This window comes from Coleofasciculus sp. H7-1, assembly GCF_057473865.1.
The window spans coordinates 1-13,644 of sequence record NZ_JBYCCT010000077.1 but is presented as its reverse complement, the minus strand read 5'-3'; the positions used below and the strand labels follow the sequence as shown (position 1 = coordinate 13,644).

Below are 13,644 nucleotides of genomic sequence, written 5' to 3'. Positions count from 1 at the left end.
TTAGGTAGATTCAGTCTCTGCATTCCTCACTGTTTTTGCCCGTTGCTGCAACTGCTGGAAGTAATCGAGTTCTTCGCTGAGTTCAGCTTCCTGGCTAGTCTCTAGAACTTCTATTGTTGAGGAATTTGACTCGGTAGCGGTTTCGGCGTGCCCGTCGCTGCTCGAATTTCTCAAGTTTGCTCGTTGCTGCAACTCCTGGAAGTAGTCGAGTTCTTCGCTGAGTTCAGTTTCTTGGCTTGCTTGTGCGACTTCTGGTATTGAGGCATTTAACTCGGTAGCAGCTTGTGTTTGCCTATCTTCCTGCCAATTTCTCAAGTTTGCCCGTTGCTGCAACTGCTGGAAGTAATCGAGTTCTTCGGTGTCTTCAGCTTCTTGGCTTGGCTGGATGACTTCTGGGGTTGAGGTATTTGACTCAATTGCGGCTTCTCCATGTCCGTCGTGCCGATTGCTTAATTCTTCGGTAGGAGAAGTGACTTGGCTTGCCTGTGTAGCTTCTGGTATTTCAACGGTTGACTCAGTGGTAACTTCTGCTTGCCTATTATTGGGTCGATTTCTTAACTTTTTTCCCTTTTGCTGTAACTGCTGTAAGTAGTCGGTTTCTGCCGTTGTTTCAGCAGCTTCTGGTATTTCAACGGTTGACTCAGTGGTAGCTTCTGCTTGCCCATCATTGGGTCGATTCCTCAGCTTCTTCCCCTTTTGCTGCAACTGCTGTAAGTAGTCGGTTTCTGCCGTTGTTTCAGCAGCTTCTGGTATTTCAACGGTTGACTCAGTGGCAGCTTCTGCTTGCCCATCATTGGGTCGATTTCTTAACTTTTTCCCCTTTTGCTGCAACTGCTGTAAGTAGTCGGTTTCTGCCGTTGTTTCAGCAGCTTCTGACATCGCGGCGTTTAATTTAGAAGCTGTTTTCTCAGAAGGATTGCTTTCTCGACTCCTGAGATTTTTCGCCTTTTCCTGCAACTCTTGGAAGTAGTCACTTTCTGTAATTTCCGCTACTTGGCGTTCTTTCTTTTCGTGGTCAATCTCAATATCGATTTTTAAAAACCCTTTGACGCCCTGATAGATGGCTTTGGCGTATCCTCTATCTACCAAAACGACGCCGACTGCCGTTGCCACCAGTGCCAATGCTGGCGGCACTAGGGGTATCCATCCCGCTTGGAGAAACAAGACATAGCAAGTTCCAAACAAGAGGGCGATCGCGCTTCCTCCTGCAATCACCAAGAGCCAGGGACGCCGAATCCGCCATGCTACTAAGCCTCCCACCAACGACCAGACCCAAATCCATCCAATTTCCCCCCACTCATTCCAGTACCAAAATAGCGGTCGTTTATCCAGAACTGCACTGAGGATTTGACTCACAACCTGAGCATGAATGACCACTCCGGGCATTTTCTGAGTGCCTTGTTGAGCAGCACTGTAGGGCGTGTTGAAGTCGTCATTCACGCTGACTGCGGTGTAGCCAACCAAAACAACCCGATCTTTGACTAAAGCCGGAGCGATCTTGCCCTTAAGTACATCTGTGAGCGTTATCTTTTGGGCAGGTAGATTTGCCGAACGGTAGTTAATCAGCATCTGCAAACCTTCTGTGTCGGCGTTCCGGTATCCGCCAGCATTCGGGTCGGGGCTTTTGAATACAGTGGAACCGATCTTCAGGTTTCCATCATCTGAAGGTTCTGCTTCGATTCCCTCAGCTTGCAGGTACATGAGTGCTAGGGTCAAATCCAAGGAGGTGAGTTGCTCTTCGGGATTGCTACAAAGATGTGGGTTTTCTAAGGGAGCTTTCGGGACTGGAGGATTTGCAACTAAGAGACTGCGGCGAACCCATCCATCAGGTTCTTTGACGAAATCAGCAAATCCCACCTGGTCTGGTGAGATTCCAGGCGGTGGTGGAAATCCTGCCTCTTTACCATCACTGAGTTGGCAGATCGTAATGATGCGATCGCTTCCTTGGAGAATCTTCAATAAATTGGCATTCCCGTCTTTGACCGGAACATCCCGAATAATATCTATCCCGATGGCTCTCGGTTCATACTGCTCTAATTTCTCCAACGCTTTGGCAATTGTGGCATCCGAGATAGGCCACCCCTTCTCGGTTTGGATATCTCCCTCAGTGATTTCCACCAGCAACAGGCGGTTATCTGAGCCTTCATCAGGACGCATCCGAGTCAGCTGGTCAAAAGCACCTAGCTCCTGTCCCTGGAGTATCCCCAGCTGCCTAGCTCCCACTACCAAGCTTGTCGCCACCACACTGGTGAGAACTACTTGTCCACCAAAACTTAAGGCAGCTGTGCGTAGGTTGTTTGTGTTTGATAGCAGGGAGCGAATCTTTGAACTGAGCCGAGAAACCATATAATTGTCGCCTCCTCTCTAGGGGCTAGAGTTTTAATTTTCGCTCAATGTGTAGCTTAAACAGAGGAATTTAAGATTAAGATTTTGTACGCATCCTTGTATCTTTGGAAATTGTTTAAGCAGCAACGCGAATCGTCAAAAATCAAACATTCAATCGATTACAAAACTTCATGAAGCTTTTGATAAGAAACTGGATAAATAGATGAAATTTTTGATTAAGAAAAGAAAAAGTGCCAAATTGAGAGATAATTTTATAGTAGTTATAACATCAAATTTTGTAAGAGGCAAAAAGCAGAGCTTTCAAATCACCACTGAGGGAATATATATGCCAAAATTAATAGTTAATTTCTAGAGATTTGCCTGGAAAAGTGGGAAACTTTGTTGAAGATAAAAGAGTCTTTGATCTTCAACCGCTACGGTCGCGGTCGAGCTTATTTTACAAAGCACGATGCCTCACGGAGGCGACCCCTTTGGGAAGTGGTTCGTTCCCCTTATATGCGCTCCGATCGCTGCTCGCCAGGTAAACCCACTGCAACAACTAAAAGATTATGGTGAACAAGTCTTCCGTGTATTTCACAACACTTTCCTTAGCCTTGTTGGTGGGGCTTAGTGCGATCGCTACTAGCTTTCCAGCTACCGCCACAACAAAAAGCCAACCGATTCAACAACCCAGCCTGAACCGTAGAGAAATGCGTGTGGCAGGTCGCCTAAGATTTAGGCTGCCAAGAAGGGTTGGGGCACCCAAAACTAGAGAACCCGGAGCATCGCGTGGTAGCAGCAGCTGCGCCGCACCAGGAAAGACGCTCATGGCTTTATTGCCAAGCACGAATATAGGATTAACTATATCCGCTCGCCCGACCTTATTTGTTGCTCTTCCTGAAACTTCCGCACAAGAAGCAGAGTTTACTCTATTTGATGGAGAAACGGGTCAGCAGGTAAAATACGAAACAAAATTTCCGATTCCTAACAAGGCAGGTGTTGTTAGCATTAGCGTTCCTCAAAAGGATGCACCACCGCTAGTTATTGGCAAAAAATACCATTGGTCGTTATCAGTGATTTGTGACCCCGAAGATCGGGGGGCAGATATTGTTGTAGAAGGGTGGATTCAACGAGTCCAACCGAGTTTAGTGCTGAAGAATGCGCTAGACAAAGCAGCACCGCGCGATCGCCCAGCCATCTATGCAGACGCTGGTATGTGGCTTGACACCGTCGCATCTCTAGCTGACTTACGTAACGCCAATCCTAAAGATTCCACCTTAGTTAGCGATTGGAAAGACTTGTTAAAGTCAGTTAATCTCGGCACAGTTGCTGAAGAACCCTTAGTGAAGGTAGACATCAGCCAGAATCCAACGCCGTAACACAAAGCATTGCAGATGAAGGAGGGGTAAGGGGATAACTCTTGCCCCTTCTTCATTCTGGCTGCATCATCTGACTAATTTGTGTCACCCAAAATAGGCGATCGCTATGTTCCAGATTGAGGATATCCTCTAAAGACCAGTGAAAGTGAAAAGCAATCAAGGCTACCTCTTGGCGTAGTAAGTCCGAGGGGTAGCCTAAAATTCCCCCGATAGAGAAAGCTCCACCTGAAATTGACTATTGCACTTGGGACACTCAACCGGAATGTAAGCATCCCCCTCCTGGTTAATGCGATTGTAAAACTCCCGCAAGTATGCTAAATCCCGCGAGAAAAGACCCTCCAACAACGCAGGTGTTACCTCTGTTAAAGTACCTATACAAGTAATCACCCGCGACAGCATCACCAAGACCCCATAAGCTGGATTATCCTGAACGCCACGGTCTTTTTGAACGTACATTTCATCTTTTGCCGTTGCCAGACGCATCACCCCCTGGCGATGAACGCCCCCTTGAGCATCGACTAATCCTCTAGGGAGGACAAATTCAAATTCTGTTTGGATGCGATCGCTGGACATGAGACGCTTTACTCAGAATCAGAAGCCAGTGCAGGATTTGCAGATGGGTTCGTGGCTTCTTTAAATCCTGCATTTTCCTGTTCTAGGTCATTAATTTGACGATAAAATTTCTGAAGATAATTCAAGTCACAAGCAAAAAAGCCTTCAACAACTGAAGGTGTCACCTCCTCCAACGCTCCCAAGCGGACAATCACGCGGGACAAAATAATCACTGTAGCGTAGGCAGGATTTGATTTAACACGCGGATCTCGCAAGGGGACAATCTCATCCATCGCCCTCGACAAACGCATCACACCTTTGCGGTGCAGATTGCCATCCGCATCAAGGTATCCTTTAGGTAAAGTAAATTCAAACTCAATTTGAATCATTCCTTGCTACTTGAATCCGTTTTAACTGTTCAAGGGTTATTTCCATTTCTTCAATCTCCAGCTCACCTCCAGCAGCATTCACATCAGAAATTTTATAGCTAGTAGGCCACGCCCGTTGAAACTCAAATCTAAACTGTTCTTCCGCCGCTTGATTATAAATTACCAAAGAACCATCTCGTCGTTGTTCAGCCCAATTTCCATCCTGCACAGCTTGAATCCAGTTCCACAACGTCATTGAGCAAGTCAGACCCCGGCGCAGAGTAATATTGCTGTAACTAACATTACCAGGAATTTTTGTAGTGACAATTCGACCCTTAGATTCTCCATCTTTTCCCCACTTTTGAGGTGTCACCTCAGAGATTTCTATCACCTGCTGGATAGACTTAAAACCGCTACAATCCATAAAGTAGCCGTCTACTGCATCATTGCTGCCATTTAGTTTTAGTTCTAGGAAAAATCGACAAGTGGTGAGAATTTCAGGAAAGTCTGTCACAATTGATACCGCCTTACAACCAATGCGCTTTCAATCTGATAAATAAGTGACTGGTGAATAAGAGTGCGATCGCATCTCACCTCACCAGAGCAGTTTTACATTGAGTATATTCCTTCTACGCAGATACAGTAAACTTCATCCGCTCATAGTTAAGCTTAAGCGTCCAAGTTTCCAGTTCGCTACTCCCTGCGTCCCGCTTAGGAACATCAAAACTATTGGGAAGCACCCCTACGAAGCTGTACGTTAACCCCACCTTCCCGTCTGAACCGGAGTAATAGACATTAATTGTCATTTCTTTACGTAAGCTTCGCGCTTTTGCTGCTTCCCCAAGGTTGGCTTTCGAGGCGCAATCCTTGTACCACTCCCACAGCTTATCGTCATTTCCACCCTGATGCGCTCCTGGCACCAAAACCAGCGTTATCTCGCCATACTTGGGTTGACTCGGAACGCTAAGAACCAGCGATTTTCCCTTCGGACCAGAACCGATGGCATTATCAGCACCCTTTGGGGACATATCTACTGACATCCCACTGACTTCTTTGATAATGATGTCTTTGATGTCACCAATTGCTACATCGAAGTTATCACTAGAGAGCAACTCAACGGCATCAGCCATAAATAACCTTCCAATCAATTACAAAGGAATGACTTTGGCGTTTGCAGATTGCAAACCAATTCAAATTAAGAGTATTGTGTCAAACACTCAGACTTAGATAGATCAAGCTGGATCGAATTGGTCAACCTGTATCGTAAAGGTTTCTTCAAGCAACCCACCGTCTGAACTGAGTTTCCCGATTTGATATTTACAAATCCAAACTCCGCTCATCTTCCACGAATCTACCATTTCTCCGGCTGAGTTATAAGATTTAATTACGCCTTCCGCCATCCTGGCACTCGTAGGAAAGCCCCCACCGTCCTCGGCTTTTGGCATACACTGTAGCAGCCACTTTCGCATCAACGAGCTAGTGCTTTTTGCATCTCCACTAGCTAGGGTTACTAAAGTGATTTGAACCGCTGCCTCCCTTTTCTTAGTAAGAGTCTGCCGTACAGATCCCTTGGCACCAGACATTAGGGCATCACCATGTTGAACTTCAGTCTTATAAGCGGGTAGGTCAACACTTTTGAACTGTAAACCGTCACCTACTCCCTTAATTTCTAATTCAAAATTCTCAACGGTAATAATAGCCATTGTTCAAAACCTCCCTTACAAATTTTTTTAATATCAGTTCAGATATCAGCTAAAGAGCTGATATCTGAGCTGACGACTCTAACCTACTGGTTAGGAGACCACTGACTGATGCGGAAGATGACGAATTCTGCTGGTCGGACTGGGCAAACCCCAATTTCGACATACAGACGACCCAGCATTATCGTCTCGTGGGTATTGATGCTGGCATCGCACTTGACGTAAAAGGATTCACCAGGCGAACCACCAAACAACGCCCCCGCACGCCACAGCCGTTCGAGGAAATTGCTGACCGTGCGGGAAACTCGCGCCCACAAATCTTGATCGTTAGGCTCGAACACAACCCACTGAGTACCGATTTCAATCGAGCGCTCGATGTAGCTAATCAGGCGGCGGACGCTGATATAGCGCCACTGCACATTAGCGGGTTCTACCAGAGTCCGTGCGCCCCAAACTTGGAAACCTCGGTTGTAGTTAGCGAAGTTGCGGATACAGTTGATACCTACAGGGTTCAACAGCTCCTGTTCGCGGAAGTTAGTTTCGTAGGCTAGACCTAGGACACCGCGAGGAACTTCGTTAGCGGGTGCTTTAAAAACGCCACGAGTCTCATCGGTGCGGCACCAAATCCCCATCATGTGACCGCAGGGGGGAACCAGAATCGGTCGTCCGGCATTGCGTGGGTTCGCCACTTTAATCCAGGGATAATACAATGCCCCAAACATGGAACGACGATTGAAGTTACTTAACCACTGAGCTACGTGCTGAGGCTTTTGTTGCTCTGGGGGTACAGGATCGCCGCCTCCCTTGCAAGGTGGCGGGTCTAGAACCACCATGCGGTAGTTGGGGCTGGGAGCGTTGTTTTCGCACATACTAACCATCATTTCCATGATGCCGTGAACCTGATCCAAATCCAGCAGACCGCGTTGGTATGCCAGCATTAAATCGGGACAGGCAATCATGGAAACTTCGTCAATCTCAAAAATCCCTTGTACGCCCGTGCGGTCATCGCGCACCCCATTCACATCCCGTGGAAAGCGCTCTGGGCTAGAAATCACGGGTGGAGGGCTGACTTCATAGGTGCCGTTGACAGGTCGCCGAGACAGGGGTTGTCCGCTGGTGGACATATCAGTGACGGACAAAAATTGAGATGCCTCCTGGTCGCCTATGCCCTCATTGAGCGCAGTGATGACATAGGTACCCACTTGAGCCTCGACTTCCGGGTTCATTGTCAGGTGGCTGTACTCTTCGAGTTTCTCGCCACCGCGACTAACGATGACTTTAAAGTATTCACCTGTGTTGAGTGGGGGTTCTGCCTCTGGATCTTCAGGGGCTTTGGGTGCATCGGGGAGGATCGAAACATTGACTCGTCCACCGGATAGGGCAAGAGCTGAGCTGCCATCCTCTTCGCCTTCGGATGGCTTAATAGCAAACATCAAAGAGGGACGATTTCCAGAGCTTCTAAGCTTTGTGGCTGTTTCCTCCGGTGCCGGTGGTTCCGAACCGGGGAGTTTGGTACCAATGCTAGTCACCCAACAGCGTCCACCTCCGTTCAGGAACCAGCCATTGATGGCAAAAGGGAGGTAGGCGTTGAAGTCTGTGTAACCATCGGAGCCTTGTTTGGCAAAATACTCTAGGAATTGGCTCCAATTGGTGATCATCATGGGTTTGAACAGTTCGGCATCACCGCGTACATCCTCGGTAAAGCCAACAAACCCAGCAACACTCATGCTTACACCTTCAATCGGGCGGCTGCCACGGTCTACTTCTTCGACGTAGACACCAGGGGCAAAATAATCCATTGGCATAGCGTAGTCTTCCTTGATTAGTGGTGGGTAATCGGTAATTGGTAATGGGTAATCGGTAGGGATGACTCGGCGGGTCGCCCCTAGAGTAGTAGGTAATTGTTACGACCTACTACCTACTACCCCATTTCCTACTGCTTCTATAGGTGTGTTTGGTTCTCCTTGTCCTAGTCGGTTTAAGGGAACTGTCACGGTTACATATAAAGCTGGACGTAATGGAACCCCCAGCGCCCGCCATAGAGCGACGGCATCAATAAGCCCAACGGCAGAAATGGTCATTGACAAGTTGCCATAACCCCGTAGTGAAGGAGCTAGCAACTCTTCTGGTAGCCAGCGGTAACGTAACAACAGCATCAATGCTTCTGACAGCAGACGCTGTTCGCCCAGGACGGTACGATCCCAGGCACTGACTAGGAACGAAATGTCAAACCATAACGGGGAATACTTCCCTAGAGTGGGTGGATGCGGTTTTTCCTGGTTAATCCTGTGGTCTACCTGACTGTTTTCCCCGATGTTGTAGCAGAACAGGTTCAGTGCTGGTCTTACATCCTGCCGCATACCAGGGTGGTTGAAATCAATTTGCTCTGTACTGAGCAGGGAAGTCCCCTCAGCCAGGATTTCTGCCAAAGTCTGGGCAGCAGCAGGGATCATAAGACTGGGTGTTTAGGCTGTATAGGTCTAGATTAGGAAGACAACCCCAGAGTGTTTATTAGACTTTGGTCGAAACTTTAAAAAATGTGTGTAATCCTACTGAATACTCAAATGCATGACTAAGCTAGATTTGTCATCTATTTCTTGCGGAAGATGACAAGTTTCGCAAAATAAAAAATCAGTGGTGTCTACATCCGATTCAACATTGCTGAAATATCCTGTATGCCGGGGAGTTACAGATGAAGGTTGGAATAAAACGGTTTGCTGTACAGGTGCATCCACCTTCCTCCACACTCGGTTCGCTAGGTACACCGTACCCTCCGGATCTTAGGAGTATTTGCCAGCTCCATCTCGAACTGATAGCCGCACAACTACCCGTTGTAGCAGCCTGGATTGTCTACCAAGATTCAGATACACAAAAGCGTCAATTAGTAGCTGATTATCCAGACAAGCGCCAAGGAAATTACGCGGAGTTGCCCCAATTTTTTGCTGAGGTGGGGTGGGAAGATTCCCTGCCAGTGCTGAAGTTGAGCGAAGTAACCAAGAGTGCTAAAAGTGCATCTGCTGACGCTGCTTGTAGCTACTACACCTACGTTTGCCCTCTAAGTGAGCAGAAAGCCAAAGAAGCTGAGTATTTGCTGTTATGGAGTAGAACCCCCCTTTCTTGGCTGCAACAACAAGGCGTAGAGAAACAGGCTCAATTACTGAGTCATTACCTGGTGATGTCTCGCGAGTGTTCCCGTCAAAAAGCTGAGATTCAGTTACTTGAGCAAGTGCTAGGTCGTACAGAACATCAACTGCGAAATCCCTTGGCACTGATTAGTCTTTATGCGGAAAATTTATGTTTGGGGTTGCCATCCGGCGGCTTGCAAGACCAGGCTGAGATTGTTCGTGAAACTGTGAATGAGTTAATTGAAAACTTAACGGATTTGGTTTACTGCGGACAGCAGGCAAAACTACAGGTAGCACCTTATGAGCTGCGGAAAACATTGGCTGAAAGTATCCAAGGACTGCAACCGTGGTTAGAACAAAAACAACTGTATGTCCGCTATCCGGAGAAGCCGATTACGCTGGCGGGGGATCGATGGCAGATGAAACAGGTATTTGACAATCTGTTGAGTAATGCAGTTCATTTTAGTCCCCCTGGGGGAATTATTACTTGTAATTGGCAAGTCTTTCAATCTGAAGTGATCGTGGAAGTTTCCGATCTCGGTTCCGGACTTTCTGAAGAAGACTTGAAACAAGTATTCACACCTTTTTATTCTAAGCGTCCAGGCGGTACGGGGTTGGGTTTGGCGATCGCTAAAAAAATTATCCTCGACCATCAAGGAACCATCTGGGTAGAAAACTTGCCTTCTGGTGGGGCACAATTTTCATTTACCCTACCGAGACCGCAATTTTCAGTTGGTCTGGGGGAATGATAAACAAGTTACTCACCCTCCAAAACGAACAGTCGCATTGAGGTTATCTAAAATGTCCGCACAAGCGCCAGTTTCGATTCTGCTCGTGGATGATGAACCGCGCTTCCGAGCCGGGTTACGGAGTCTACTTGACTTCTTGAGTCATAACGGCTCTTTGCAATTCGAGATTGTCGGCGAGGCGGCTTCTGTAGAGCAAGCGTTAAAATTAACCGCTGAGCAAAAGCCAGCGATGATTTTGCTGGACATGGAATTGCCCCCGGTCGATGGAATTACAGCCTTGATCGGTTTGGGAGAAATGTCCTATAAGGGGAAAGTGTTAGTTCTCTCAGCACACCGGCAAGACGAATGGGTGTTTCGGGCGATGCAGGCGGGTGCTTGCGGGTACGTGTTTAAAGATCGGGTGGCAACCCAACTGTGCGAAGCAATTACCACCGTCATGAAAAATGAAGTGTATTTATCGCCAGAAGTCGCAGCTTGCTTCTTTCGGTTGTTTCAATTTTATGCAGGGCGATCGCATATTTCCGGTCGGAGCATTCACCTAACCGATCGAGAGCGAGAAGTCTTACACTGGTTGGTTGAAGGATCTTCCAATGAAGAAATTGCCCGCCGCCTTTACATCACAGTCGCGACAGTTAAAGCTCACTTAACAGCAATTTTTGAAAAACTCAGTGTCACCAGCCGCACTCAAGCAATTGTAAAAGCCTTAAAACTGGGATTAGTCAGTGCTTAATTGTCGGAATCTTGTGATTATCAAGTGAAACCTTTATCAAGCTAAACTGTGGAAACTAACAAATCAGCTTAACGAAAAGCTGATTGCTGAATTTTTTTTATGAGCAATTATTTAGCGATCGCCACTGTCACCGCAGCTTTGCAAAGAACTTTGCAGGCTGTTGTACAAATAGATGTGGATGGTGCCAGAGTGACAACGGTGCGACCTAGTAACTTGGGGAGTGGCACGCCAGAGACGGGAGTGAACATCTACCTGTATCAAGTGAGTCTCAATCCCGTGTGGCGCAGCAGCGCTGATGTGCGGAATCGCAATCGCAAGGGCGAAATGGCAAAGCGATCGCACAATGCCCTCGATCTGCATTACATGATCAGTCTCTATGGCAATGAGGTTGAGTTAGAACCGCAACGACTTTTAGGCAGCATCGTTCGTACCCTCAAAGATCGCTCAACTTTGACCCAGGAAATGATTTGGGACACAATCGCTGATTCTAACTTTACCTACTTGGCAGACTCTAACCTCTCCGAACAGCTAGAAGAGATTAGCTTCGTGCCAATGGATTTATCTTTAGAAGATTTATCTAAAGTTTGGTCGGTATTCTTCCAAACCCCATACACCCTGTCAGTTGCCTACCGAGCGACCGTAGTCATGATTGAAGGGGAAGAAGCAGCCCAGAAAGCCTTACCCGTGCGCGAGTACAGGTTCAGCGGTGTGGTGCCATTTTCTAATCAGCCGGTGATTCATGAGGTGGTGTCTCAAGCTGGTAGGTTTCAGCCAATCTTGGCAGACAGCACGTTGCTGATTCGGGGTAAAAATTTGAATAGCAACATCACGCGGGTGCGTCTTGGTGAGGTGGAAGCAACGCCCTCAGAAGTTCACGAAACCCAAATTGCCTTGCCACTGTGTGCCTTCTCTACCGAGTCGCTACGCGCAGGCGTACAAAGTCTACAGGTGATTCATCACATCGACCGCCCAAGCCAACCTGTAGCGAACGGTGGAGTCGGATCAAACGGTGCCACATCCAGAGGCAAGACCCCCACATTAAGCCTCCAGCCCGCTCTCCAGCGCAGTGTCGAGTCGAATGTGGTACCGTTTGTACTGCGTCCAACGATTACAGAGGCAAGCATCGCCAACATTCAGGGAAGTGGCGATGAACTGCGCTCGGCGAACCTGACGCTGCAAGTGAATCTTACTATCGGCAACAAGCAGCGAGTCGTGGTGGCGCTGAACGGACGGTCAATTGATAACGCGATCGCTTATCTGTTTGATGCTTTACCGCGTCGAGCAGATACAACCTCCGTGATAGTTCCGATTCGAGATGTGAAGCCAGGTGAATATTTGGTGCGGATACACGTAGACGGAGCGGAAAGTATGTTGAGCGTAGATACGGACAAAGACAGCCCAAGCTTCCAGCAGTATATTGACCCGAAGGTAGCAATTGTATGATCGCCACGGCTACTAATAACTGGCAAGCAGCTAATCAGCGCTACTTCATGGGACAAGTTGCTCGCGTACGTCAGGCGTTAGAACGTCAAGCCGCTAAGATGCGAAAGGAGGAAAAAAGCCAGGAACAAGAAGAAGATTTTCCGCCTCTTACCTGGAATTTTTCGCCTCCAGCAGCATTAGAACAACTGTGCAAAACGTTCGGTTTGTCAGATTTTGAGCGGGATATACTGCTGTTATGCGTGGGGATGGAACTCGACCCCAGCTTTCCTTCTTTGTGCGCGATCGCTCAAGGCAACGATCGGCAGTATCCCACAATGAGCTTAGCGCTGGCGATTCTATCTCCCTCCCACTGGGATGCGCTGACACCCACTGCCTCCTTGCGTCGCTGGCAACTGATTGAAGTTGGGACAGGCAATACACTCACCTCCAGTCCCCTGCGAATTGACGAGCGAATATTGCACTACATCGCTGGCGTACAACATCTAGATGAACGGCTCATGGGCATTGTCGAGCCATTGTACGTATCAGTTCAAAGTTTGGTACCATCGCACCGACAGGTGGCAGAACAACTGGCAGCAACGTGGTTGCAGGCGTCGCAACAAGGTTCGGCGTTACCTGTAGTGCAGCTATGTGGAGATGAGACTGCTAGCAAACGAGCGATCGCATCTGCGACTTGCGCTCTTTTACAGCTCAACTTGAATGCGATGTCCGCCCAAGCAATTCCCACCAGTCCCAGCGATTTTAACAACATCCTGCGCCTATGGAATCGGGAAGCCATTTTAAGCGAGAGCGTCCTGTTACTCGACTGTGACGATGTAGAGACAAGCGATCCAGCGCGAGAAAATGTCATTGCCACGTTGATTGAAGGAATCACCAGTCCGCTAATCGTCATCAGTCCGGAAAGACGGCGATCGCGGCAGCGTCCCTCCATTACAATTGATGTCCATAAGCCAACCCCCCCCGAACAACGGGCTATTTGGCAAGATGCCTTGGGTGAAGAAGCAGAAAGCTTGAATGGGCATCTAGACAAGCTGGTATCCCATTTCAGCCTTAGCGCCCCCTCCATTTACGCTGTTTGTACTGAGGCAAGAGGTAGGGGAGCCGGGGAAAATAAAGAATCTCCCTCCTCAGCCCCCAATCCTCCCCCCGGGCATGATGGTCTTGCCTGCCATGTCCATGACCGGGACGCCGGCCGGCACAGGCGTGCTCGCGGCCGGGCCGATCGCCTCGATGCGGTTGCCGTCGAGGATGACAACCCCGTTCTCGATCACCT

General features: G+C 48.3%; 13 protein-coding genes and 1 pseudogene. 5 read left to right on the top strand and 9 right to left on the bottom strand.

The window, feature by feature from the left end; genetic code table 11:
* Positions 1-2,346: a CHASE2 domain-containing protein gene (locus AC2VDX_RS22440; RefSeq protein ID WP_378176971.1), complete on the bottom strand. Its 2,346-nt coding sequence runs from the start codon at positions 2,344-2,346 to the stop codon at positions 1-3.
* A 548-nt stretch (positions 2,347-2,894) separates the two neighbouring features.
* Here AC2VDX_RS22440 and AC2VDX_RS22435 point away from each other — a divergent pair.
* Positions 2,895-3,704 (top strand): DUF928 domain-containing protein, encoded by an 810-nt coding sequence (locus AC2VDX_RS22435; RefSeq protein WP_378176968.1) that lies wholly within the window; start codon positions 2,895-2,897, stop codon positions 3,702-3,704.
* Between the two features lie 52 nt (positions 3,705-3,756).
* Here AC2VDX_RS22435 and AC2VDX_RS22430 read toward each other — a convergent pair whose 3' ends face one another.
* The 8 genes from AC2VDX_RS22430 to AC2VDX_RS22395 form a co-directional block, all read right to left on the bottom strand.
* Positions 3,757-3,906, bottom strand: a complete 150-nt coding sequence (locus AC2VDX_RS22430; RefSeq protein WP_378177207.1) for a DUF6760 family protein — start codon at positions 3,904-3,906, stop codon at positions 3,757-3,759.
* Entirely contained in the window at positions 3,900-4,277 is a 378-nt protein-coding gene (locus tag AC2VDX_RS22425) for a phage tail assembly protein (protein WP_378176965.1), read from the bottom strand. The genes AC2VDX_RS22430 and AC2VDX_RS22425 overlap by 7 nt, the downstream gene beginning before the upstream one ends.
* An 8-nt stretch (positions 4,278-4,285) precedes the next feature.
* Entirely contained in the window at positions 4,286-4,645 is a 360-nt protein-coding gene (locus AC2VDX_RS22420) for a hypothetical protein (RefSeq protein ID WP_378176962.1), read from the bottom strand.
* The gene (locus tag AC2VDX_RS22415; RefSeq protein ID WP_378176959.1) at positions 4,632-5,138 is read right to left on the bottom strand and encodes a phage tail protein; all 507 of its coding nucleotides are present in this window, start codon (positions 5,136-5,138) and stop codon (positions 4,632-4,634) included. The genes AC2VDX_RS22420 and AC2VDX_RS22415 overlap by 14 nt, the downstream gene beginning before the upstream one ends.
* A gap of 115 nt (positions 5,139-5,253) precedes the next feature.
* Entirely contained in the window at positions 5,254-5,754 is a 501-nt protein-coding gene (locus AC2VDX_RS22410) for a phage tail protein (RefSeq protein ID WP_378176956.1), read from the bottom strand.
* Positions 5,755-5,856: 102 nt separating this feature from the next.
* Positions 5,857-6,327, bottom strand: a complete 471-nt coding sequence (locus AC2VDX_RS22405; RefSeq protein WP_378176953.1) for a phage tail protein — start codon at positions 6,325-6,327, stop codon at positions 5,857-5,859.
* Between the two features lie 83 nt (positions 6,328-6,410).
* Positions 6,411-8,129 carry a phage tail sheath family protein gene (locus tag AC2VDX_RS22400; RefSeq protein WP_378176951.1) on the bottom strand — a complete coding sequence of 573 codons (1,719 nt, stop codon included), beginning with the start codon at positions 8,127-8,129 and terminating at the stop codon, positions 6,411-6,413.
* 99 nt (positions 8,130-8,228) lie between these two features.
* Complete coding sequence (locus AC2VDX_RS22395) at positions 8,229-8,777, bottom strand: Pvc16 family protein (protein WP_378176948.1); 549 nt, start codon at positions 8,775-8,777, stop codon at positions 8,229-8,231.
* A gap of 239 nt (positions 8,778-9,016) precedes the next feature.
* Here AC2VDX_RS22395 and AC2VDX_RS22390 point away from each other — a divergent pair, with 239 nt between their 5' ends.
* The 4 genes and pseudogenes from AC2VDX_RS22390 to AC2VDX_RS22375 form a co-directional block, all read left to right on the top strand.
* Entirely contained in the window at positions 9,017-10,198 is a 1,182-nt protein-coding gene (locus AC2VDX_RS22390; protein WP_378176945.1) for a sensor histidine kinase, read from the top strand.
* Positions 10,199-10,250: 52 nt separating this feature from the next.
* On the top strand, positions 10,251-10,928 hold the full coding sequence (locus AC2VDX_RS22385) for a response regulator (RefSeq protein ID WP_378176942.1): 678 nt from the start codon (positions 10,251-10,253) through the stop codon (positions 10,926-10,928).
* Positions 10,929-11,027: 99 nt separating this feature from the next.
* Complete coding sequence (locus AC2VDX_RS22380) at positions 11,028-12,371, top strand: Pvc16 family protein (RefSeq protein ID WP_378176939.1); 1,344 nt, start codon at positions 11,028-11,030, stop codon at positions 12,369-12,371.
* Positions 12,368-13,644 (top strand): annotated as a pseudogene (locus tag AC2VDX_RS22375) (ATP-binding protein); the annotation flags it as partial. The gene AC2VDX_RS22380 and the pseudogene AC2VDX_RS22375, both read left to right, overlap by 4 nt.

Excerpts from the sequence above, each read along its gene's own strand:
- AC2VDX_RS22440 (WP_378176971.1), bottom strand. The coding sequence starts at position 2,346 with ATGGTTTCTCGGCTCAGTTCAAAGATTCGCTCCCTGCTATCAAACACA.
- AC2VDX_RS22435 (WP_378176968.1), top strand. The coding sequence starts at position 2,895 with ATGGTGAACAAGTCTTCCGTGTATTTCACAACACTTTCCTTAGCCTTG.
- AC2VDX_RS22425 (WP_378176965.1), bottom strand. The coding sequence starts at position 4,277 with ATGTCCAGCGATCGCATCCAAACAGAATTTGAATTTGTCCTCCCTAGA.
- AC2VDX_RS22420 (WP_378176962.1), bottom strand. The coding sequence starts at position 4,645 with ATGATTCAAATTGAGTTTGAATTTACTTTACCTAAAGGATACCTTGAT.
- AC2VDX_RS22410 (WP_378176956.1), bottom strand. The coding sequence starts at position 5,754 with ATGGCTGATGCCGTTGAGTTGCTCTCTAGTGATAACTTCGATGTAGCA.
- AC2VDX_RS22405 (WP_378176953.1), bottom strand. The coding sequence starts at position 6,327 with ATGGCTATTATTACCGTTGAGAATTTTGAATTAGAAATTAAGGGAGTA.
- AC2VDX_RS22400 (WP_378176951.1), bottom strand. The coding sequence starts at position 8,129 with ATGCCAATGGATTATTTTGCCCCTGGTGTCTACGTCGAAGAAGTAGAC.
- AC2VDX_RS22395 (WP_378176948.1), bottom strand. The coding sequence starts at position 8,777 with ATGATCCCTGCTGCTGCCCAGACTTTGGCAGAAATCCTGGCTGAGGGG.
- AC2VDX_RS22390 (WP_378176945.1), top strand. The coding sequence starts at position 9,017 with ATGAAGGTTGGAATAAAACGGTTTGCTGTACAGGTGCATCCACCTTCC.
- AC2VDX_RS22385 (WP_378176942.1), top strand. The coding sequence starts at position 10,251 with ATGTCCGCACAAGCGCCAGTTTCGATTCTGCTCGTGGATGATGAACCG.
- AC2VDX_RS22380 (WP_378176939.1), top strand. The coding sequence starts at position 11,028 with ATGAGCAATTATTTAGCGATCGCCACTGTCACCGCAGCTTTGCAAAGA.